Below are 21,730 nucleotides of genomic sequence, written 5' to 3'. Positions count from 1 at the left end.
AGGGCGTACGCCCGCCCGGCGGTCCGCCGGACAGGCGCCTGGCCTGGGTCGGAACGCGCCCGGGGCTTAGCGGGAACCGTGGATTCCGATAACCTCACGGCCGTGACGGAACAGCACTCGCAGCCGGACTCGCATTCACACCAGTTCGAGCGCGGTACGGACGGGCCGAAGGTCATCGTCGTCGGGGTCGACGGCTCCGACTCCTCGCTGCGTGCCGCGGCGTACGCGGGCGGGCTCGCGCGGCGCCAGCACGCGCTGCTGGCCGTGGTGTACGTCCAGCCGATGCTGGCCGCCGGGGCGGCGCTCGGGGCGCCGGTGGCGGAGACGACCGACGAGATCGCCGAGGACCTGGTCAGCTACATCCGGGAGGCGGCCGAGCGGGTCAAGGGGATATTCGAGGTGCGCTGGGAGTTCCACACCTTCCGCGGCGACCCGTACAGCGGGCTGGTGAAGGCGGCCGACGAGCTCAAGGCGGACGCGGTGGTCGTGGGCGCCTCGGAGCAGGCCGGCCACCGGATCATCGGCTCGGTGGCGATCCGGCTGGTGAAGGCGGGGCGCTGGCCGGTGACGGTCGTGCCGTAGCCTCCCGGGAGTCCCGCAGCAGCAGGGGTGGCGTCGCCAGGAGCAGGACGCCGGCCACGGCGATGGCGGCGCGTGGGCCGATGAGGCTCGCCAGCAGCCCCCACAGGGCGGTCAGCGCGGCCGTGGTCGCCTTGCCGGTGATCGACCAGGCGGACAGGGTGCGGGCGACCCGGTCGTTCGGCGTGCATTCCAGGCGGCGGGTGGCGTACACCGGGCTGTAGACGCCCGAACAGGTGATCACCCCGAACTCCACGGCCATCACCAGCAGCAGTCCGGGCAGCCCGGGCTGGACGAAGGCCAGCCCGAGGGGCCACACGGCACGCAGGGTGCCGGCGGTGCGCAGCACCCGCCGCTGTCCGTAGCGGGCCGCGAGCGGGCGGGCCAGCCGGGAGCCGAGGAGGCCGCCGAGGCAGGGCACGGCGAAGGCGAGGCCGTACTGCCAGGGGGTGAAGCCGAGCGGACCGAGCATGAGGACGGCCAGCGGCGGCGCGGCAACCATGATCAGCGCGTTGGCCGCGAGGTTGTTGAAGAACAGGGGCCGCAGGACCGGGCTGGTGAGGATGTGCCGCCAGCCGTCGAGCAGGTCGGCGGCCCGCAGGCGCTCCCCGCCGGTACGCTCAGGAAGCGGCTCGTCGCCGCCGACGGCCCGGATGCCGAGGGCCGACAGCAGAAAGCTGACCGCGTTCGCCATGACCGTGGTGACCGGGCCGAACAGGCCGATCGCGGCGCCGCCGAGGGGTGGCCCGAGGACCAGGGCGGTCCAGTTCGTGGACTCGAACCGGGAGTTCGCGGTGAGCAGCCGGTCGGCCGGTACGAGACTCTTCAGGAACGCGCCGGAGGCCGCGGTGAAGGTGATGTCGGCCGCCGCGACCGCCACGGACACGAGCAGCAGCTGCCCGAGACCGAGCCCGCCGAGCGCGTAGGCGGCGGGGACGGTGAGCAGCGCGGCGAACCTGACCAGGTCCATCGCCATCATCACCGGTCGCTTGCGGCGGAACTCCACCCACGGCCCGAGCGGCAGCGCCGCCACGGCGCCCACCGCGGGCCCGGTCGCGGCGAGCAGCGCCACCTCGGACGGCCCGGCGTGCAGCGCGAGGACCGCGATCACCGAGAACGCGTCGAAGGCGAGATAGGTGCCGAGCGCACTCACCGCGTACGCGGCCCACAGCCACCCGAACTGCCGACCCAGCCTCATCCACAACCTCCCGTTGACCCGGGACATGAAAACGTGCAGGTGGGCGCCGAATCAAACAACCCAGGGGAAGGACCGTACAACCATCGGTTGTACGGTGACGACGTGGACCTCACGGCAGTGCGCACCTTCGTCACCGTGGCCGACTCGGGACAGTTCCAGGAGGCCGCCGCCGTCCTGGCGATCACCCAGCAGGCCGTCTCCAAGCGGATCGCCGCGCTGGAGAAGGAGCTGGGCGTGCGGCTGTTCACCCGGACCGCCCGGGGCGCCGACCTGACCGTCGACGGCCAGGCCTTCCTGCCGCACGCCCGCGAGCTGCTGCTGGCCGAGGAGCGCGCGGCCGCCTCCGTACGGCTCGGGCGGCGCGCTCTGCGGGTCGATGTGATCGGCGCGCGGCTCGCCCCGGCGGGGCTGCTGCGCGGCTTTCACGAGGCGCACCCGGACATCGCCCTGGACGTCGTCACGCTCTTCGACGTGGACTCGGCGCTCACCGCCCTGCGCTCGGGTTCGATCGACGCGTCCTTCCGCGCCGTGGCCATGCCTGGCCGGCCGCTGCCCAGGGGCGTCGGGGCCGCCCGGGTGTACGACGAGCCGATCCAACTGCTCACCGGCCCGGGGCACGCCCTGGCCGGACTGCGCTCGGTCTCGCCCGGGGAGCTGGCCGGGCACCGGATCTGGATTCCGGGCATCGTGGAGGGCACCGAGTGGGCCGCCTACTACGCCTCCCTCGCCGCCGAGTTCGGGCTCGTCATCGACTCCTCGGGCCCCAACTTCACCGGGGCGGTGCAGAACGCGCTCGCCGGCTCCGACACCCTGGCGACCCTCGTCAGCGAGCAGACCCGGCTGACCTGGCCGGCCGGCCACGATCTGCGCCGTATCCCGCTCCGCGACCCGACACCGGTCTACCCGCACTCCCTCCTGTGGGTCACCGCCAACCCGCACCCGGCACTCGCCACCCTGCGCGCCCATCTCGCCGCAACGCAACCGCCGTGCACCGCCACCCCGACCTGGACGCCCGCCTGGGCCGTGCGTGGTGTCTTCCCTGCGCGGCGCCCCTGAGCCATCATGATCCGCCGTCAGCCGTTACCGTCGGCGAAGAGGTGAGGCGCATGGCCAGGCTCCGCGCGGGCGAGGGGATTCTCCGCCGCAAACCCATCGAACACATCGAGGAGACCGAGGTCGGCGAGGGCACCCGGCTGGACCGCTCGCTCGGCCTGTGGCAGCTCACCGCGATCGGGGTGGGCGGCATCATCGGCGCCGGCATCTTCACGCTCGCGGGCACGGTCGCCAACGGCACGGCGGGTCCGGCCGTGCTGGTGTCATTCCTCATCGCCGGTGTGGCGAGCGCCTGCGCTGCGCTGTCGTACGCCGAGTTCGCCGGGCTGATCCCGAAGGCGGGATCGGCGTACACCTACGGCTACGCGGTGCTCGGCGAGTTCGCGGGCTGGTTCATCGGCTGGGACCTGCTGCTGGAGTACACCGCGATCGTGGCGGTGGTGGCGATCGGCATCTCGGGCTACTTCGGCTTCCTGGTCGAGGAGATGGGCGCGAAGCTGCCCCACTGGATGCTGGGGGCGCCGGGCACCGGGGCCGGACACCGGGTGGACCTGTTCGCGGCGATCCTATGCCTGCTGATCGCCTGGCTGCTCAACCTGGGCATGCGCAGCGCGGCCCGCTTCGAGACGTTCGTCGTCGCCTTGAAGGTGCTGGTGGTGCTGCTGGTGATCGGGGTGGGCGTGTTCCACATCGACAAGGCGAACTACCACCCGTTCTTCCCGTTCGGCATCGGCGGCGCCTTCACCGGCGCGGCGACCGTGTTCTTCGCGGTGTTCGGCTACGACGCCATGTCGACGGCCGCCGAGGAGTCCAAGGATGCCCAGCGGCACATGCCGAAGGCCATCATCTACTCGCTGGTGATCTCGATGGTGCTGTACGTGGCGGCCTGCCTGGTGCTGACGGGCATGCAGGACTACAGGCACATCGACCCGGAGAGCGGCTTCTCCAGCGCGTTCAAGTCGGTGGGCCTGAACGCGCTCGCGGACGTGATCGCGGTGGGCGCGATCATCGGCATCCTCACCGTGATGTTCACGTTCATGCTGGGTGTGACCCGGGTGTGGTTCTCCATGTCCCGTGACGGTCTGCTGCCCCCGTGGTTCGCCAGGACCCACCCGACGCGGCATGTGCCGACCCGGGTGACCTGGATCGTCGGGGCCGCCTCCGCCGCCATCGCCGGGTTCGTCCCGATCGGCTCCGCCGCCGAACTGACCAACATCGGCATCCTGCTGGCGTTCGTGGTGGTGTGCGCGGCGGTGATCGTGCTGCGCTACCGGCGCCCGGAGCTGCCGCGCACCTTCCGCACGCCGTGGATGCCGGTCGTGCCCGCGCTGGGTTGCGTGTTCTCGGTCTGGCTGATCACGTTCCTGCAGTGGCAGACCTGGGTGCGGTTCGCCGTGTGGTTCGTGATCGGGTGCGTGATCTATTTCGGCTACTCCTACCGGCGCTCGGTACTGGCCGAGGTACGGCCCACGGAATGAACACCGGCTGATCACTCCGCCAGGCACACACGTACGCCTCTCCGCGCCGGACCTCTGCGCGCCGGACCGCTCCGCGCCGGACCGTTCGTCCGACCGTTCGCCGACGCGATCGACCGTCCGTCGCAGAACCGTGCGCGCGCCCTGTCCCCGGGCCGTGCCCTGCGCTGCCATACGGCCATGACGGCCGGACCCTCACCGATCCACCAGGCGGCGGCACGGGCCCACGGGACGACGACCGCCGAGCACGAACTGGCCGCGCTCCAGCGCGAGCACGGCGGTCCGCTCTTCGCCCTGCTGCTCAGGCTCTGCGACGGCGACCGGCAGCGCGCCGAGGACCTCGTCCAGGAGACGCTGGTGCGCGCCTGGCAGCATCCCGAGGCGCTGCACGCCGAGAACTTCGACTCGGTACGGCCCTGGCTGCTGACGGTCGCCCGGCGGCTCGCGATCGACGCCCGGCGGGCCCGGCAGGCCCGGCCCGTGGAGACCGGCGCCGAGATCCCGGAGAGCGCGCGGGTGACCGCCGATCACGCCGAACGGGCCGCCGCGATGCTCGATGTCCGGGAGGCTGTGAAGACACTCACGCCGGAACACCGTGACGTACTGATACTCGTGTATTTCCTCGGGGCCAGTGTGGCGGAAGCGGCGCAGACCCTGGGCGTTCCACCCGGTACCGTGAAGTCCCGCGCGTACTACGCGCTGCGCGCGCTGCGCCGGATCCTTCCGGATTATGCGGCCGACCTGCACTGAAACCGGCCGCAGAGCAAAGCTCTCGCAAAGCGCCTTGCTGTGGCCCCCGTTCGGGCAATGGGCTGTCCTCATCCACTTTCCGGGCAGGCAGCCGGAGCCGCGGCCCCGACCGGGGCTCGGGCGACGCGCACGTACCGGAGGAAGGGCAGGAAGGGATGCTGCACAGAGGGCACGAGAGCACGGACGGCACCGACGGTGGTGAACTGGCCGTCCCCATGGCCTGGTTGTACGCCGAGTACATCGCGGACGAGCTGCTGCGCACCGGCGATCTGATGCCGCCGACCTCCTTCGAGTTCCGGGCCGGCCGCGACGCGCTGGCGCTCACCGTCTTCCTGTCCGACACCGACGGGGAGCTGTCCGGCATCCGGGTGATCTCGCAGCTGGAGAACTGGCTCTCCCTGACCGCCTACGATCAGCCGTGGCGGGACTGGGTGCGCGAGCGCATGGCCGAGCTGGCCGAACGGGACGAGCGGTCCGGCACCCGCTCGCCCGACCTGGCCCTCGCGGCCGACGCCTGGCGCTGGCTGGAGGAGACCGAGCTGCTCGCGCCGGACCTGGACGCGGTGCCGGGCGGCGGGCCGGCCGGCGAGGACGACGGGCCGAAGGTGTGGACACCGGCCTGGCGGCTCGGACTGCCCCTCGGGCACCTCGCGATCCATCTGTTCTGACCCCTCGCTCCGGGGCCTTCCGAAGTTTTCCCGAATCGGACCAATCCGCTGGCCGCGCGGCTCCGAATCTCTCGTCCGGGAATCTGTGGTGGCTTGAGTGATTCGGCTGTCGGCTGCGTACGGATGGGTGCACGGAGTAACCCCACCCGCACCCATCGGCACGAGGATTCGGCATGAGGTCCCTGGAAAGGCATCGCGACGTCGGCGCGTACGCGCTCGGCGTGCTGGACGAGGCGGAGGCCTTCCGCTTCGAGGACCACCTCATGGAGTGCCGCCAGTGCGCGGCACAGGTGACCGAATTCGGTCCCGCCACCCGACAGCTGATGCTGTACCGCCGGGCCACGCCGCGCTTCGTGCACCCCATGGCACAGCCCGGTCCCCGGCTGCTGGACCGGCTGCTCGGCGACGTCGCGCACCGGCATCGGGCGCACCGCCGGCGCCTTCTGTACGGCCTGGCCGCCTCGGTGGTGCTGGCCGTGGCCGGTCCGGGGATCGTGGCCTTCGGCGGCCGTGCGGCACCGGCCGCGCACGTCACCGCGGCGACCGATCCGAAGACCGGGGTGTGGGCCGAGGTCACCGCGGACGACGGAGACGCGGGCAGCCGGCTGCTCCTGCGCGTGAAGGACGGCACCGGTCCGCATGCGTGCCGGCTGGTCGTCGTGGGCCGCGACGGCTCCGAGGAGGTCGCCGGCACCTGGATGGAACCCGGGCACGCCACGAACGCCTTCACCGCACTCGGATCCTCCACGATGCACGCCGACGACATCGCCCGCTATGACGTGCGCACCACGGACGGACAGCACCTGGTGTCCGTCGACGCGCCGTAGCTCCTACTTCAGCAGCCGGGACAGTCTGCGGTCCGCCAGGGGCTTGCCGCCCGTCTGGCAGGTGGGGCAGTACTGCAGCGAGGAGTCGCTGAAGGAGACCTCACGGATGGTGTCGCCGCACACCGGGCAGGGCTCGCCGGTCCGGCCGTGGACGCGCAGGCCGCTCTTCTTCTCGGCCTTCAGCCGCCCGGCGGCCACGCCCCGGGAGCGCTCGACCGCCTCGACGAGCGTCGAGCGCAGCGCCTCGTGGAGCCGGTGGATCTCCTCCGGGGTGAGGGAGTCGGCGAGCTTGAACGGGGACATCTTCGCGGCGTGCAGGATCTCGTCGCTGTAGGCGTTGCCGACGCCGGCGATCAGGGACTGGTCGCGCAGGGCGCCCTTCAGCCGGCGTCTCTCGTCCCTGAGCAGGGCGGCGAGGCGGTCCTCGTCGAAGTCGGCGGCGAGCGGGTCGGGGCCGAGGCGGGCGATGCCCTCGACCGCTTGCGGATCGCGGACGACGTAGACCGCGAGGCGCTTCTGGGTGCCGGCCTCGGTGAGGTCGAAGCCCTCGCCGGTCTCCAGGGCCACCCGCAGCGCGAGCGGGCCCTTGCCCGGCTTGGGCGGGCCCGACGGCAGCCGGTCCTTCCACTGCAGCCAGCCGGCCCGGGCCAGGTGGGTCACCAGGTGCAGCCCGCTGTCGGCCGCCAGGTCCAGGAACTTGCCGTGCCGGTGCACGGCCGTCACCTCGCCGCCCTCGAAGGCGGTGACCGGAGGGTCGTACGTCTTCAGGACGCTGACGGCGACCGGCAGCACCCGCGCCACCCGGCGGCCGACCAGGTGCTCGGTGAGGAAGTCCTTCAGCGCTTCTACCTCGGGCAGTTCCGGCATGGGTCCAGAGTGCCACCCGGTACCGACATCGAGCGCCGAGGCGCTTCAGCCGCCCCGGCGGAACTCGCACCAGACCGCCTTGCCGCCGCCCCGCGCCTCCACGCCCCACTCGTCGGCGAGCATCTCGACGAGCAGCAGACCCCGGCCGGAGACGCCGTCCTCCCCCGGCTCGCGGCGGCGCGGCAGGGCGCTGGAGGAGTCCTCCACCTCGATCCGCAGTTTGCGGTGGCCGCCGTCGAGGGCCCGCAGGGTGACGATCGCGGAGCCCTCGGTGTGCATCAGCGCGTTGGTGATCAGCTCGTCGGCGACCAGCTCGATCTCGTCGGCGCGGTCGCGGTAGCCCCAGGAGCGGACCGCGGCGCGGATCAGGTGCCGGGCCTGGGTGAGGGCCGCCGGGTCGCCGGGTGCCACGTGCTGCTGGAGCCGGCCGCCGGCGGGCGGGGCCTCCGCGGTGCGCCGGCGCAGCAGGAGCAGCGCCACGTCGTCGTCGCCGCCGCGCTCCTCGGCCACGTGGATCAGCCTGTTGGCCAGCGCGCGCACGTCCTCGGGACCCTCCGCGACGAGCGCCGTCAGGCGGCGCATGCCGTCGTCGAGGTCGGCACCGGGCTGTTCGACGAGCCCGTCGGTGCACAGCAGCAGGGTGTGGCCGGGGTCGAGTTCCAGGGTGGAGACGGGGTACTCCAGCCGGCCGAACTCGGCGGACAGGCCGAGCGGCAGCCCGCCCTCGACCTGTACCCGGCGGCAGCTGCCGTCGCCGTGCCGGATCAGCGGGTCGATGTGCCCGGCCCGTACCGCCTGCACGACCCCGGTGGACAGGTCGGCCTCGGCGTACAGGCAGGTGGCGAAGCGGTCGGTGTCGAGTTCGTGCAGGAAGACGGAGGCACGGGCCATCACGGCCGCCGGGGTGTGCCCCTCGGCGGCGTAGGCGCGCAGCACGATCCGCAGCTGGCCCATGACAGCCGCCGCGTGGGTGTCGTGGCCCTGGACGTCGCCGATGACCGCGCCGACCCGGCCGCCGGGCAGCGGTATCAGGTCGTACCAGTCTCCGCCGATGTCCCGGCCGAGGGCGCCCGCGGCGGTGCCGGCGCGGTAGCGGACGGCGATGTCGGCGCCGCGGACACTGGGGATGGTGCGGGGCAGCATGGCCTGCTGCAGGCCCTGGGCGAGGTCCTTCTCCTGTTCGTAGAGCATGGCGCGCTGCAGGCTCTGCGCGATGCTGCTGCCGAGCGCGACGAGGACGGCGCGCTCCTCGGTGGAGAAGCCCCGCCGGTCGCTGTAGAGCAGCCCCATCGCGCCGATCGGGCGGGCCTGGGCGATCAGCGGCAGATAGGCGGCCGAGGTGACGTGCAGGTCGGTGAGGTGCGGCCAGAGGATCGGGTACCCCTCGGCGAACTCCTCCGGGGACTCGATGAACCGCGGGACGAGCGTGCGGACGACCTCGCTCATCGGGTACGGCTCGTCGATCCCGGTGACCTGGGTGCCGGGGACCGAGGCGTCGACGGGCCCCTCGGCCACCAGCCGGATGCGGCCGGCCTCCACCAGCCCCATGACCAGGCTGGCCGCGCCGAGATGGCGGATGCCGTGGGTGTCCTTGAGGGCGTCGATGACCTCCTGGACGCTGCGGGCGTGGGCGAGGGAGGCGGAGACGGCCTGGACGACGTTGGTCTGCTGGCGGAACGCCTCGTCCTGGGCGGCCCGCATGCTGCGCCCGTCGCTCTCGGCGAGTTCCTCGGTGGCGTCGCGAACGATGCCGATGACCCGGCGCGGGCGGCCGGTGTCGTCCCGGCGGATGTAGCCCTGGGTGTGGGTCCAGCGCTGGGTGCCGTCGCGGCAGCGGATGCGGAAGTAGGCCCCGTAGTTCTCGCTGCCGTCCTTGATGGCGCGGGCAACCATCGCGTCCAGCCGGGCCGCCTCCGCCGGCAGCACCCGGACGGACAGGGTCTCGGGGTGTCCGTCGTATTCCTCGGGCAGCAGGTCGAACACCGCGTGTGCCTGGGCGTCCATGTGGAACAGGCCCGTGTCCAGGTCCCAGTCGAAGGTGCCCATGCGGTTGAGCGCCAGGATCGGGTCCGGGTGGGCGGGCCAGTCCTCCGGGAGTGACACGGCACTCGCTCCCCGAACTGCCATGGGCCCACCTTGCCAGGATTTGTCCGATTCTTCGACTGTTCCTCCCGGTCGGCCCACGGGCGTACGCGTCCGCCGCCGGAGGGGCTCAGCCGCCGGAGAGGTGCGCGGTGACCTCGCCGTCCGCCGCGCCGGGGACCGCGCTGGACCTGGCGGCGTCCGGCGTGCCCTCCGGGACCGGTCCGCCGCGGTCGGGCGGGCCGAGGGTGTCGGGCATGCCGGGCGGTCCGATCCCGTCCGGCGGGCCGATCTCGTAGGGCGGGTCCGGGCTGCCGGGGGCCTCCGGATCGGGATCGAGGTTCGGCGGGGACCACGGGCCGGCCGTGTCCGGGGCCGGGGCCGGGGTGCTCCGCCCGGAGGCCGGGCCCGGCGCCGTCTGGCCGGCAGCCGTGGGCGGCCCGCCGGTCGCGCCCGGAGAGGTGCCCGGCAGGCTCCGCAGCGGACCGGGCGGGGTGGTGTACGGCGGTGCGCTGCCCGGGGAGGCGGTGTCCGCCGGGTCGGGGGCGGTGCCGGGCGCGGCGGTGGCCCAGGAGGGCGCGGGGACGACCTGGTCGTGGCGTACGTCGTGACCGACGCGGCGTTCGATCCAGGTGCGTGTCTCGGCGTTGACGATCGTGATGCTGGTGACCGCCCGGGGTGCCGGCGCCACCGCGATCACCTGGCCCGGACGGTAGCCGGACCACGCGCTGCCGCGGGCGCCGAAGCCGCCGCGGGTCGGCGCGGGCGACGCCAGCGGGTTGCCGCAGGCGCAGCGCACACGGGGCAGCCCACGGTTGTCGACGAGGACCGCGGTACCGGCCTGGAGGACGGCCTGATAACCGAAGGCCTCCCCGTCCCGGTAGCCGTGGTCGGTGACCCGGGTGTCGGCGCGCAGCACGACGGGGGTCAGGCCGCGCAGATAGCCGCCGAGGCCGCTCGCGGAGACACCGGCCGCGCGGGCGAAGGCGTCCCCCTTGGCCCGGTTCCCCGCCAGATACCCGATCTGCCGTTCGACGTCGCAGCCGGCCTTGCGCGCGGTACCGCCGTAGAGGCCGGGAGTCGCGCCGGACAGGATGCGGAAGGGGCGCGGGGGTACGGCGACCAGCCCGGCGGGCAGTGCCGGCGGGGACGACCCGGGGACGGGCGGTCCGGTGGCGGCGGGATCGGCCGTACCGGTGTGCGGTGGCCCGGTGGGACCGGCGCTCCCCGCACCAGATCCCGTCGGCACGGTGACCATGGAACCGGTGAAGGGGTCGGGCCCTTGGGCCGTGGCGGGCAGGAGATAGACCTCGTCGCCCATCCTGGCCTCCTTGACGCCAGGGCGGTCGCAGCCGGCCACGAGGAGCGCCACCGAGAGCGCGCAGGCCATGACGATGGATCCGGTGGGTATCCGCACCGTACACTCCGCATCACTGTGGGTGATTTCTCCCCATTGTTTGCATCGCACCCGTTTGGCTGGCAACTCGGGGGCGGGTCATGATGAACACGACACCGGCGGTTTGGCCGCGACGAAGGGCGCAGAGCCGTGAACTGGTTCACCGCTCCCGACTACTGGCTGACCCGGCTGGTCTTCCAGCGGGCTCTGGCCGCCGTGTACCTGGTGGCGTTCCTGACGGCGGCCCTGCAGTTCCGGGCACTGCTGGGCGAGCGCGGCATGCTGCCGATCCCCCGGTTCGTGGCGCGGATCCCCTTCAAGCGGGCGCCGAGTCTGTTCCATCTGCGTTACTCCGACCGCTTCTTCGCCGGCTGCGCGTGGGCCGGCTGCGCGGTGTCGGCGGCACTGACAGCCGGCGCGGACTCCCTGCTGCCGCTGTGGGCCGGGATCCTGCTGTGGCTGGTGCCGTGGGCGCTGTATCTGTCGATCGTCAACGTGGGCCAGACGTGGTACGCGTTCGGCTGGGAGTCGCTGCTGCTGGAGACCGGCTTTCTGGCCGCGTTCCTCGGCAACGACGAGGTGGCGCCACCCCTGGTCGTCCTGTTCCTGCTGCGCTGGATCCTGTTCCGGGTGGAGTTCGGCGCCGGGCTGATCAAGATGCGGGGCGACGCCTGCTGGCGGAAGCTGACCTGCCTCGACTACCACCACGAGACCCAGCCCATGCCGGGCCCGCTGAGCTGGTTCTTCCACCATCTGCCGAAGCCGCTGCACCGGGTCGAGGTGGCCGCGAACCACCTGACCCAACTGGTCGTGCCGGTGCTGCTGTTCACCCCGCAGCCGATCGCCTCGGCCGCCGCCGCGCTGATGACCGTCACCCAGTTGTGGCTGGTGCTGTCCGGCAACTTCTCGTGGCTGAACTGGATCACCATCGTGCTGGCCCTGTCCGCGCTGCGGATTCCCGGGTCCGCGCCGTCGGTGCCCGCAGCGCCGCTGTGGTACGAGGTCCTGGTGCTCGCTCTCGCCGCGCTGCTGCTCTTCCTCAGCTACCGCCCGGTGGTCAACATGATCTCCCGCCGCCAGGTGATGAACCGCTCCTTCGACCCGCTGCACCTGGTGAACACCTACGGCGCCTTCGGCAGCGTCAGCCGGGTCCGCTACGAGGTCGTGGTCGAGGGCACGCTGGACGACACACCCCGCGAGGACTCGGAGTGGCGGGAGTACGAGTTCCGCGGCAAGCCCGGCGACACCCGGCACTGGCCGCGCCAGTTCGCCCCCTACCATCTGCGCCTGGACTGGCTGATGTGGTTCGCGGCGCTGTCCCCGGCCTATGCCGGTGAATGGTTCGGCGGTCTGGTGGAACGCCTGCTGGAGAACGACCGCGACACCCTGCGCCTGCTGCGCCGCTCGCCCTTCCCACCGGACACCCCACCGCGGTATGTCCGTGCCCGCCTCTTCCGTTATCGCTACACCACCTGGCGGGAGCTGCGGGAGTCGGGCGCCTGCTGGGAGCGGACGTTCGTACGCGAGTACCTGCCGCCCATTAGGCTGGCCGAGGTGGCGCAGCGGCCGTAGCGGGAACGACGGTACGCAGGGTTCCGGGTGAACCTGCGCGGTAGTCCGTTCACAGGCCGTAGACCCGGGTCGCGGTGCCCGTGAAGATCTGTTCGCGCTCGCCGGCGGTCAGCTCGGCGGTGAGCGTGCGGGTGGTGTCCAGGACCCGCGGGTACGGCGCGGCGAGCGTGCACACCGGCCAGTCGGAGCCGAACATCAGCCGGCCGGGACCGAAGGCCTCCAGGGCCGTGTCCGTGTACGGCCGCAGGTCGGCCGGCGTCCAGGAGGCGGGGTCGGCCTCGGTGACCAGGCCGGAGAGCTTGGCGACGGTGTTGGGCAGGGCGGCGAGCGCGCGCAGGGCGGACGCCCAGGGTTCGCGTTCTCCCGCGGCGATCGGCGGCTTGCCCAAGTGGTCGAGCACGAACGCGAGTTGGGGCAGGCGCGCGGCGGCCTCGACGCAGGCCGGGAGCTGGTGGGGCAGCACGACCAGGTCGTACACGAGCCCCGCCGCCGCAACGGCCGCGAGGCCGCGCCGTACATCCTTCCGCAACAGCCACCGCGGGTCCTGTTCGGCCTGGACCTGGTGCCGGATGCCCTTCAGGAAGGTCCCTCCGGGGAGTTCGCGCAGCCGGGACAGTTCGTCGGCGATGCCGCGGCGGGTGAGGTCGGTCCAGCCCACGACCCCGGCGACGAGGTCGTGCCCGGCCGCGAGCGCGAGGAACTCGGGCGTCTCCTCGGCGACGGTGACCGTCTGGACGAGGACCGTACGGTCCACCCCGGCCGCGCGGGCCTCCGGCTCCAGGTCGGTGAGGCCGAAGGTGCGGCGCAGCGGCTGGAGTTCGGGCCCCTTGATCCAGTCCTGGTCGCGGACGGAGAGGTCCCAGACGTGGTGGTGGGCGTCGACGGTCACGGCAGCTCCCGTACGACGGGCAGCCCGGCGTCCGCGCCGCCCGCGGAGTAGTCGTGCACGACGTCCAGCAGCTCGGCCATCCGGGCCTGCCAGGCCACGTTGACCGGCAACTGCTCCAGTTCGGCGAGCAGGCGGCCGTAGTCCTCGCACTCCAGCAGAGGGAACAGATCCGTGCCTCCCCCACGCTCGGCTTCGCTCGCGCGGGGCGACCGCCACCGCCAGATGGTCCAGGAGGTGGCACCGGCGGCACGGATCGCGGCGGTGAGTTCCGTCGGCACCTCACGGTGGGCCGCCTCGTACGCGGCGATCCTGTCGCAGCGGACCTTGGTGTGCAGGGCGACTGTCATGACGGGCCCTCCTCTCGGGGCAGCAGACCGGACTCCCGCAGTTCGTGCCAGAACTCCGCCGGGACGGGGGACTCGAACTGGTCGGCGCAGTCGTGGACTTCGGGTGCCGAGCGGGGCCCGGGCAGGACGGAGGCGACGGCCGGGTGGGCGGAGGCGAAGGCCAGTGCGGCGGCGCGCAGGGTGGTGCCGTGCCGCTCGGCGACCGCCTTCATGCGCAGCACCCGGTCGAGCAACTCCCGAGGGACGCGGCCGTAGTCGTACGTCGATTCGGGCGTCGGGTCCGCCAGCAGACCCGAGTTGAAGACGCCGCCGAGCACCACCGACACTCCGTGCTCGGCGGCCGTGGGCAGCAGTTCGGCGCCGGCGCCCTGGTCGAGCAGGGTGTAGCGGCCCGCGCACAGGACCACGTCCACATCGGTGTCGCGGACGAACCGGGTGAGCATCCCGGTCTGGTTCATGCCCGCGCCGATCGCGCCGACGACGCCTTCGGCGCGCAGCTTCTCCAGGGCCGGGTAGCCCTCGCGGAAGGCCTGCTCGGCGTGATCGTCGGGGTCGTGCAGGTAGACGATGTCGACGCGTTCCAGGCCGAGGCGCTCCAGGCTCGCCTCCAGGGTGCGGCGGACGCCGTCGGCGGTGAAGTCCCACACCCGGCGGTGGGTGTCGGGTACGGCGAATCCGTGCGCGAGGTCGTCGCCCGTGCCGGCGGTGGGTTCGAGGCGGCGGCCGACCTTGGTGGAGACGGTGTACTGGGCGCGGTCGTATGCGCGCAGGGCGGCGCCGAGCCGGCGTTCGGACAGGCCGAGCCCGTAGTGCGGGGCGGTGTCGAAGTACCGGATGCCGCGCTGCCAGGCGGCCCGTACGGCCTCCCGCGCCTGCTCGTCGGCCACCGGGCGGTAGAGGTTGCCGAGCGTCGCGGCGCCGAAGCCGAGCGGGGTGACCTCGACGCCGCTGCGGCCGAGCCTCGTCACCGGCCCGCCGGACGCAGCCTGAGGCCCTGCATGCCGCCGTCGACGGCGAGGGCGGTGCCGGTGGTGGCGCCGGACAGAGGGCTCGCCAAGTAGGCGATGGCGCCCGCGACTTCGGCGGCGGAGACCAGCCGCCCGGTGGGCTGGCGGGCCTGAAGGGCGGCGCGCTCGGCGGCCGGGTCGGGGGCGGCGTCCAGCAGCCGGCCGATCCACGGGGTGTCCGCCGTACCGGGGTTGACGCAGTTGACGCGGATGCCCTCACGGACGTGGTCGGCGGCCATGGCGAGGGTCAGGGAGTACACGGCGCCCTTGGTGGCGCTGTAGAGGGCGCGTTGGGGCAGTCCGGCGGTGGCCGCGATGGAGCAGGTGTTGACGATCGCCGCGTGCGTGGACCGGCGCAGGTGCGGCAGGGCGGCACGGGCGGTGCGGACCATGCCGAGGACGTTGACGTCGAAGACGTGCCGCCACTCGGCGTCGTCGTTGTCCTCGACCGTGCCCTGGGCGCCGATCCCGGCGTTGTTGACCAGCACGTCCAGGCCGCCGAGGTCCTCTGCCGCCCGCTCGACGGCCGCGCGGACCGAGGCGTCGTCGGTGACATCGGCGCGGTGGGCGAGGAGCGGCTTGTCGACGTCCGCCGGGTCCCGGTCGAGGACGGCGACCCGGGCGCCGCGGGCGGCGAGCAGCTCGGCGGTGGCCCGGCCGATGCCGGACGCCCCACCGGTGACCAGGGCCTTCAGACCCTCGAAGTCGCTCATACGGCCTGTCCCTTCTGGGTCTCGGGATCGGCGGCCCAGTAGGTGCCACCGGGGAAGGTGTACCGCGCGATCGCCTCCGGGCGCAGGGCGGCGGAGAAGCCGGGCGCAGTGGGTGCGGTGTAGTGGCCGTCGCGGATGACGACCGGGGTGACGAAGTGCTCGTGCAGGTGGTCGACGTACTCGACGACCCGGTCCTCGGTGGTGCCCGAGACGGCCAGGTAGTCGAACATCGACAGGTGCTGGACGAGTTCGCACAGGCCGACGCCGCCCGCGTGCGGGCAGACCGGGACGCCGAACCGGGCGGCGAGCAGCAGGATGGCGAGGTTCTCGTTGACGCCGGCGACGCGGGCCGCGTCGATCTGGACGATGTCGAGGGCGCCCGCCTGGAGGAGCTGCTTGAACATGATCCGGTTGTGCACGTGCTCGCCGGTGGCGACCTTCACCGGGGCCACCGCGCGGCGGATGGCGGCGTGGCCGAGGACGTCGTCGGGGCTGGTGGGCTCCTCGATCCAGTACGGGTCGAACTCGGCGAGGGCCTTGGTCCAACGGATCGCCTCGTCCACGTTCCAGCGCTGGTTGGCGTCGACGGCGAGCCGGATGTCCGGTCCGACGACCGCGCGGGCGACCCGGCAGCGCCGGATGTCGTCGTCGAGGTCGGCGCCGACCTTCAGCTTGATCTGCGTGAAGCCGTCGGCGACGGCCTGTGCGGCGAGCCGGGTCAGCTTGTCGTCGTCGTAGCCCAGCCAGCCCGGGGAGGTGGTGTAGGCGGGGTAGCCGCGCTCCAGCAGCCCTGCCCGGCGCTCTTCGGCGCCCGCTCTCCCGCGCCTCAGCAGGTCCAGAGCCTCCTGTGGAGTGAGCGCGTCCGCGATGTACCGGAAGTCGATCTGGCGCACCAGCCACTCGGGCTCGGCGTCGGCGAGCAGCTGCCACAGCGGCTTTCCGGCCCGGCGGGCGGCGAGGTCCCATACGGCGTTGACGACGGCCCCGACCGCCATGTGCATCACGCCCTTCTCGGGGCCGAGCCAGCGCAGCTGGCTGTCGCCGATCAGGTCCCGGAAGAGCGAGCCGGGGTCGGCGCACAGCTCGGCCACGTCACGGCCGAGCACATGGTCCCTGAGCGCGTCGATCGCGGCGACCTGGACGTCGTTGCCCCGCCCGATGGTGAAGACGAACCCGTGCCCCTCGTGTCCGTCGGCGGCGTCGGTGCGCAGCACCACGTAGGCCGCCGAGTAGTCGGGGTCCGGATTCATCGCGTCGGAGCCGTCCAGCTCGCGCGAGGTGGGGAAACGGATGTCGTGGGTGTCGACCGCGGTGACGCGGGCGGGGGCCTGGGACACTGAAGTCCTTTCGGTGGTCGGGTACGTGACGGCCGGTCAGTCCTGGGCGCGGCCCGTCGTCACGCGCGCGATCACGAGGGCGACGAGGATGATCCCGCCGTAGATGGCCTGGATCCAGAACGACGGGACCTGGGCGAGGGTGAGCAGGTTCTGTACGACGCCCAGGAGCAGGACACCGGTCAGGGCGCCGAACATGGTGCCCTTGCCTCCGTCCAGGCTGATGCCGCCGATCACCGCGGCCGCGAACACGGTGAAGATCATGTTCTGGCCCTGGTTGGCGCTGATCGCTCCGACGTACCCGGTCTGCAGCAGGCCGCCGAGCGACGCGAGGACGCCCGCGACGACGTACACGCCGAGCATGACCCGGTCGACGCGGACACCGGCCGCGCGGGCGGCGTCCGCGTTGCCGCCGATCGCGTACAGGGCGCGGCCCGTGCGGTGGTACTTCAGCACGAACCCGGCGACGGCGAAGGCGACCGCGGCGAGCCACACCGACAGCGGTACGTTGAGGAAGGTGGTGGTGGCCAGGGAGTAGAAGCTGTCGGGCATGCCGAAGAGGGTCTTGCCCTTGGTGGCGCCGACCAGCAGGCCGCGCAGCACGATGAGCATCGCGAGCGTCACGATGAACGCGTTGAGCCGGAACTTGACGACGAGGACGCCGTTGAAGGCGCCGATGACCGCGCCGACCACGGGGATCGCGAGCAGGGCGAGCCCGGCAGGGAATTCGGTGCCCCAGCCGGACTGGCTCGCGGGCAGCACCAGCAGGGCGCCGACGGCCGGCGCGATCCCGACCACCGACTCCAGGGACAGGTCGAACTTGCCGGTGATCAGCACGAGGGCCTCGGCGAGCACGACCATCGCGAGCGCGGCGGAGGCACCGAGGATCGAGATCAGGTTCCGCTCGGTCAGGAACGAGTCGTTGACCACCGCACCGAGCACCATGAGCAGCAACAGGGCCGGAACCAGGGCGAGTTCACGGGCGCGGCGGAGCAGGACGGTCCTGGCCGAGCGGGCGTCCGGGGTCTCGAGGGGTGCGAGCGGCGGGGCGGCCCGGGTGTCAGCCATGGTCAACTCCTTCGATGGAGGCGATGAGCTCGTGGTCGCGCCAGCCGGCCGGGTGCTCGGCGACGACACGGCCGTGGAAGAGGACGAGGACGCGGTCGCAGCGGCGCAGGTCGTCGAGTTCGTCGGAGACGACGAGGACGGCGGTGCCGTCGTCGCGGGCGCTGTCCATGCGGGCGAGCAGCGACTCCTTGGACTTCACGTCGACGCCGGCGGTGGGGTTGATCAGGATCAGCAGACGGGGGTCGGAGGCGAGGGCGCGGGCCATGACGACCTTCTGGGCGTTGCCGCCCGACAGGTCGGACACGGGCTGGTCGGGACCCTCGGCGTGGATGTCGAGGCGGTCGATCAGCTCGGCGGCGAAGCGGCGCCGGCTGTCCGTGGCGACGAAACCGAACCGCCCGATCCGGTCCAGCACGCTCAGCGTGGTGTTGTCGCCGATACTCATGCCGGACACCAGTCCCTGCTCGTGCCGGTCGCGCGGCACACAGCCGACCCCGGCCCGCAGGGCGGCTCGTACGTCTCCGAACGGCAGCCGTTCGCCGCCGAGTCGAGCGGTTCCGCCGGCCGGGGTGTGCAGTCCGGCGAACGACTCGGCCAGCTCGGTCTTGCCGCTGCCGCTGGAGCCGGCGAGCCCGACCACCTCGCCGCGGCGGACGATGAGGTCGACGTTCTCGTACGCAGGTGAGGTGAGCCCGTGCGCCTCCAGCAGGACCGGGGCGCCGTCCTCCACTCCCCCGCCGGGTACGGCCTGTTCGGCGACCGACTCCCCCGCCATGGCCTCCACCAGCGCCGCCTTGGACAGGTCGGCGACGGGTGCGGTGGTGATCCAGCGGGCGTCGCGCAGGACGGTGACCGTCTGGCAGACCTCGTACACCTCCTGGAGGTGGTGGGAGATGAACAGGAAGGTGACGCCGGAGTCCTGCAGCGAGCGCATGCGGGTGAAGAGCCGCTCGATCTCGCGGTTGTCGAGCTGGGCGGTGGGTTCGTCGAGCACGATGAACCGGGCGCCGAAGCTCAACGCGCGGGCGATCTCCACCATTTGCCGGTCCTCGACCCGGAGGTCGGCGGTGCGCGCCTCGGGGTCGACGTGCACGTCCCAGGTGTCGAGGAGTTCGGCGGCCTGCCGGCGCAGCCGGCGCCAGCTAATGACGCCGCGGCCGGTCGGCTGCCGGTTGAGGAACAGGTTCTCGGCGACCGTCAGCTCCGGGACGACCGTGGGCTTCTGGTAGACGCAGGCGACCCTGCGGCGCCAGGCCTCCCGGTCGGCGAGCGGGGGCGCGGCCTCGCCGTCGAAGCGGACCGTGCCCGCGTCCGGGGCCTGGAGGCCGGTGAGGACGTTGACCAGGGTGGACTTGCCGGCGCCGTTGCGGCCGACCAGGGCGTGGGACTCGCCGGGCCGGACGGTGAGCCGGCCGTCGGCGAGCGCGACGGTGGGGCCGTACCGTTTGACGACACCCTCGGCTTCCACAAGCGGAGTGCTCATTTGACCGTGTTGCCCCACAGCTTGGGGTCGTCGACGTTGGCCTTGGTGACCAACGGCGCGGGCAACTGGTCCTCCAGGATGCCGCTGGGCAGCCTGACGATCACCGAGCCGTGGTCGGTGGGGCCGGGCTTGAACGTCTTCCCGGCCATCGCCGCCTTGATGTAGTACAGGCCGTACTTGGCGTAGGCGTCGGCGGGCTGGGAGACCGTGGCGTCGATCTGGCCCTTGCGGATGGCGTCGTACTCCTGGGGGATGCCGTCGTTGGAGACGATCGCGATGTGGCCCTTCTGCCCGGCCGGCTTGAGCATGTTCTTGGACTTCAGGGTCTGCAGGGTCGGCGCGAGGTAGACACCGCCCGCCTGCAGGTAGATGCCCTTGATGTCCGGATTGGCGCCCAGCAGGGTGTCCAGCTTGGCGGCAGCGGTGTCGGACTCCCACTTGGCGGGGATCTCCAGCACCTTGAGCTTCGGGTACTTCTTCTTCACGCAGGACCGGAAGGCCTCGGAGCGGTCGCGGCCGTTGACCGAGGCGAGGTCGCCCATGACCTGGACGACCTTGCCGCTGCTCACGTGCTGTCCGAGGTAGTCGCAGGCCTTCTCGCCGTAGGCCACGTTGTCGGCGCGCACCACCATGGCGACCTTGCCCTTGTCGGGCGCGACGTCCACGGCGACCACGGGGACGCCCTTGCGCTCGGCCTGGTCGAGTCCGGCCTGGACGGCGGCGCTGTCCAGCGGGGCGACGACCAACCCCTTGACGCCCTGGTTGAGTTCGTTGTCGATGTCGGTGATCTGCTGCGACGGGTCGCTGTTGGAGTTGACCGTCTTCAGCACCTGGACGCCCTCGGACTGGGCCATCTTGGGCACGTAGTCGTTGTACGACTGCCAGAACGGCGAGGTCAGCAGCGGCAGGATCACGCCGACCCTGCCGGTGCCGCCACCGCCCGCGCTCGCGGTGTCCTTGGTGCTGCCGCAGGCGGCGAGCATGAGCGAGGCACCGGCGGCCAGTGCCACCGCGCCGATGATCCGGGACCTGCTGCGCTTCCTGACCGTGCTGGCGGGCATCTCGCGGCTCCTCGTCGAGGGTGTTCGAGCAGACGCCGCATACTTATCAGACCAATAGGCCGAGTCAACACCCTCATGCAGGGAAAATTCCGCGCCTTCAGCCGTAGTGGTCGGACCACTTGGCTGGCTAGACTGCGGCGAACCGGGGGGGAAGGAGGAGTGGCGTGGACGAGGAGGCCCCACAGAAGGGCACGGTGACCCAGCGCGCCATCGAGGAGATCAAGGCGATGATCGCCGAGGGCCGGCTGGAGCCGGGCCAACGGCTGCCCACCGAGCGGGATCTGGCGGCCCGGCTGGGCATCTCCCGCAGCTCGATGCGGGAGGCGATCCGCGCCCTGACCGTGATGGGCGTCCTGGAGGCCCGGCACGGCTCCGGGATCTACGTCACCGCACTGGAGGCCGGCGACCTGCTGGAGACCTTCGGGGTGGTCGCGGACCTGTCTCGGGGTCCGCGCCTGGTGGAACTGCTGGAGGTCCGCCGGATCCTGGAGTCGACGGCGACCGCGCTGGCCGCCGCGCGCATCACCGAGGACCAACTCGCCGCCGTGGAGAAGCACTTGGCGGCGATGAACGCCACCGACGATCCCGAGGTGATCCTGGCCCACGACCTCGCCTTCCACCGCGAGATCGCCGCCGCCGCGGGCAACGAGACCATGGCCGCCATCCTGGAGGGCCTGTCCTCCCGCACCTTCCGCGCCCGCGTCTGGCGCGGCTACCAGGAGGAGGGGGCCTTCGCCCGAACCCGCCGCGAACACGCCGCCATCCACCGTGCCCTCACCGCCCGCGACCCGGAGGCGGCGCGAGCGGCGGCAGCGGCCCACGTCGGCGAGGTGGAGGAGTGGCTCAGGACGCAGCTGGGGCCCTGACCAGCTCCTTCGGTCAGGCTCCCACCGAGGGCAGAGGCGGTTCCGGGCGCCCGCTCTGCGCCTCGGACCAAGCGCGCAGCTCGTTCGCTCCGACCTCCTCGACCACCGTCTGCAGCGCCTGCCGGGCCGCCGCGTCACGTTCGGTCTCGGGCAGGAGCAGGTAGCGGTCGAGTGCCCGGCGCAACGACTCCCGCGCCTGCGCGGCCAGCACCCAGCGCGAGCCGGCGCCGTACAGCTGGCGCATGCCGGTGAAGAAGACGGCGCCGCCCGCGATCAGCGCGGTCAGCCAGGCGGGAGCATGCAGACCGGCGGCCACGACCGTCACCGACGTGGTGAGGAGAGCGCCGAGTTCGGTCCCGTGGTGCAGCCGCCTGGCGCGGTCGGAGGCCCTCGCGTAGAACGTCAGATCCCTTCGGGCGAGAGCCAGCAGGGGATCCGGCTCCACGGCCCGGGAGCTCTCGGGGACCCTTGTTCGTCTCATCGGCACATCATGGT

The 21,730-nt window shown here is 72.3% G+C and carries 21 protein-coding genes; 8 read left to right on the top strand and 13 right to left on the bottom strand.

Features of this window, described 5'->3' with window-relative positions:
• The first annotated feature begins 102 nt into the window (after positions 1 to 102).
• Positions 103 to 582, top strand: a complete 480-nt coding sequence (locus tag SRB17_RS09455) for a universal stress protein (RefSeq protein WP_323375231.1) — start codon at positions 103 to 105, stop codon at positions 580 to 582.
• On the opposite strand, the gene SRB17_RS09450 is transcribed toward SRB17_RS09455, so the two are convergent.
• Positions 518 to 1,777: an MFS transporter gene (locus SRB17_RS09450; protein WP_228395935.1), complete on the bottom strand. Its 1,260-nt coding sequence runs from the start codon at positions 1,775 to 1,777 to the stop codon at positions 518 to 520. The two genes, SRB17_RS09455 and SRB17_RS09450, sit on opposite strands and share 65 nt — an antisense overlap.
• 102 nt (positions 1,778 to 1,879) lie before the next feature.
• Between SRB17_RS09450 and SRB17_RS09445 the strand changes: the two genes are divergently transcribed.
• The 5 genes from SRB17_RS09445 (at position 1,880) to SRB17_RS09425 (ending at position 6,550) form a co-directional block, all read left to right on the top strand.
• A complete protein-coding gene (locus tag SRB17_RS09445) occupies positions 1,880 to 2,833 on the top strand; it encodes a LysR family transcriptional regulator (protein ID WP_323375230.1) in 954 nt (317 codons plus the stop codon).
• A gap of 50 nt (positions 2,834 to 2,883) precedes the next feature.
• Positions 2,884 to 4,308: an amino acid permease gene (locus SRB17_RS09440; RefSeq protein WP_153536704.1), complete on the top strand. Its 1,425-nt coding sequence runs from the start codon at positions 2,884 to 2,886 to the stop codon at positions 4,306 to 4,308.
• Positions 4,309 to 4,485: 177 nt separating this feature from the next.
• Positions 4,486 to 5,055, top strand: coding sequence for a sigma-70 family RNA polymerase sigma factor (locus SRB17_RS09435; protein WP_153536702.1), 570 nt, complete (start codon positions 4,486 to 4,488; stop codon positions 5,053 to 5,055).
• Positions 5,056 to 5,210: 155 nt separating this feature from the next.
• The gene (locus tag SRB17_RS09430) at positions 5,211 to 5,723 is read left to right on the top strand and encodes a hypothetical protein (protein ID WP_153536700.1); all 513 of its coding nucleotides are present in this window, start codon (positions 5,211 to 5,213) and stop codon (positions 5,721 to 5,723) included.
• 173 nt (positions 5,724 to 5,896) lie between these two features.
• Positions 5,897 to 6,550 (top strand): zf-HC2 domain-containing protein, encoded by a 654-nt coding sequence (locus SRB17_RS09425; RefSeq protein ID WP_153536698.1) that lies wholly within the window; start codon positions 5,897 to 5,899, stop codon positions 6,548 to 6,550.
• Between the two features lie 3 nt (positions 6,551 to 6,553).
• Here SRB17_RS09425 and SRB17_RS09420 read toward each other — a convergent pair whose 3' ends face one another.
• From SRB17_RS09420 to SRB17_RS09410, 3 genes are all read right to left on the bottom strand, one after another.
• The gene (locus tag SRB17_RS09420) at positions 6,554 to 7,417 is read right to left on the bottom strand and encodes an Fpg/Nei family DNA glycosylase (protein WP_153536696.1); all 864 of its coding nucleotides are present in this window, start codon (positions 7,415 to 7,417) and stop codon (positions 6,554 to 6,556) included.
• 45 nt (positions 7,418 to 7,462) lie between these two features.
• Complete coding sequence (locus SRB17_RS09415; RefSeq protein ID WP_153536694.1) at positions 7,463 to 9,544, bottom strand: SpoIIE family protein phosphatase; 2,082 nt, start codon at positions 9,542 to 9,544, stop codon at positions 7,463 to 7,465.
• Between the two features lie 85 nt (positions 9,545 to 9,629).
• Positions 9,630 to 10,916, bottom strand: coding sequence for a DUF6777 domain-containing protein (locus SRB17_RS09410; RefSeq protein WP_323375229.1), 1,287 nt, complete (start codon positions 10,914 to 10,916; stop codon positions 9,630 to 9,632).
• Positions 10,917 to 11,045: 129 nt separating this feature from the next.
• On the opposite strand from SRB17_RS09410, the gene SRB17_RS09405 reads away from it, so the two are divergent.
• Positions 11,046 to 12,467 (top strand): lipase maturation factor family protein, encoded by a 1,422-nt coding sequence (locus tag SRB17_RS09405; protein WP_323375228.1) that lies wholly within the window; start codon positions 11,046 to 11,048, stop codon positions 12,465 to 12,467.
• A 49-nt stretch (positions 12,468 to 12,516) separates the two neighbouring features.
• Here SRB17_RS09405 and SRB17_RS09400 read toward each other — a convergent pair whose 3' ends face one another.
• From SRB17_RS09400 to SRB17_RS09365, 8 genes are read right to left on the bottom strand one after another with little or no spacing between them, the layout of a single operon-like run.
• Positions 12,517 to 13,356: an amidohydrolase family protein gene (locus SRB17_RS09400; RefSeq protein ID WP_323375227.1), complete on the bottom strand. Its 840-nt coding sequence runs from the start codon at positions 13,354 to 13,356 to the stop codon at positions 12,517 to 12,519.
• Complete coding sequence (locus SRB17_RS09395; protein WP_153536692.1) at positions 13,353 to 13,703, bottom strand: L-rhamnose mutarotase; 351 nt, start codon at positions 13,701 to 13,703, stop codon at positions 13,353 to 13,355. The genes SRB17_RS09400 and SRB17_RS09395 overlap by 4 nt, the downstream gene beginning before the upstream one ends.
• Positions 13,700 to 14,671, bottom strand: coding sequence for an aldo/keto reductase (locus SRB17_RS09390; RefSeq protein WP_323375226.1), 972 nt, complete (start codon positions 14,669 to 14,671; stop codon positions 13,700 to 13,702). Before SRB17_RS09390 ends, SRB17_RS09395 begins: the two co-directional genes overlap by 4 nt.
• On the bottom strand, positions 14,668 to 15,423 hold the full coding sequence (locus SRB17_RS09385) for an SDR family NAD(P)-dependent oxidoreductase (RefSeq protein ID WP_153536690.1): 756 nt from the start codon (positions 15,421 to 15,423) through the stop codon (positions 14,668 to 14,670). Before SRB17_RS09385 ends, SRB17_RS09390 begins: the two co-directional genes overlap by 4 nt.
• Positions 15,420 to 16,760: an L-fuconate dehydratase gene (locus tag SRB17_RS09380; RefSeq protein WP_323375225.1), complete on the bottom strand. Its 1,341-nt coding sequence runs from the start codon at positions 16,758 to 16,760 to the stop codon at positions 15,420 to 15,422. The genes SRB17_RS09385 and SRB17_RS09380 overlap by 4 nt, the downstream gene beginning before the upstream one ends.
• A 36-nt stretch (positions 16,761 to 16,796) precedes the next feature.
• Positions 16,797 to 17,825, bottom strand: coding sequence for an ABC transporter permease (locus SRB17_RS09375; RefSeq protein ID WP_153536688.1), 1,029 nt, complete (start codon positions 17,823 to 17,825; stop codon positions 16,797 to 16,799).
• Positions 17,818 to 19,308, bottom strand: a complete 1,491-nt coding sequence (locus tag SRB17_RS09370) for a sugar ABC transporter ATP-binding protein (RefSeq protein ID WP_153536685.1) — start codon at positions 19,306 to 19,308, stop codon at positions 17,818 to 17,820. The genes SRB17_RS09375 and SRB17_RS09370 overlap by 8 nt, the downstream gene beginning before the upstream one ends.
• Positions 19,305 to 20,369 (bottom strand): sugar ABC transporter substrate-binding protein, encoded by a 1,065-nt coding sequence (locus tag SRB17_RS09365; RefSeq protein WP_153536684.1) that lies wholly within the window; start codon positions 20,367 to 20,369, stop codon positions 19,305 to 19,307. The genes SRB17_RS09370 and SRB17_RS09365 overlap by 4 nt, the downstream gene beginning before the upstream one ends.
• A 164-nt stretch (positions 20,370 to 20,533) precedes the next feature.
• On the opposite strand from SRB17_RS09365, the gene SRB17_RS09360 reads away from it, so the two are divergent.
• Positions 20,534 to 21,235, top strand: a complete 702-nt coding sequence (locus tag SRB17_RS09360; protein WP_323375224.1) for a FadR/GntR family transcriptional regulator — start codon at positions 20,534 to 20,536, stop codon at positions 21,233 to 21,235.
• 13 nt (positions 21,236 to 21,248) lie between these two features.
• Here SRB17_RS09360 and SRB17_RS09355 read toward each other — a convergent pair whose 3' ends face one another.
• Complete coding sequence (locus SRB17_RS09355) at positions 21,249 to 21,716, bottom strand: DUF4231 domain-containing protein (protein ID WP_153536682.1); 468 nt, start codon at positions 21,714 to 21,716, stop codon at positions 21,249 to 21,251.
• Between the last annotated feature and the right edge of the window lie 14 nt (positions 21,717 to 21,730).

Source organism: Streptomyces sp. RB17, assembly GCF_009604455.1.
Lineage (GTDB): Bacteria > Actinomycetota > Actinomycetes > Streptomycetales > Streptomycetaceae > Streptomyces.
Note: the sequence above shows the minus strand (reverse complement) of the source record. Positions and strands in the feature narration are given on the sequence as shown.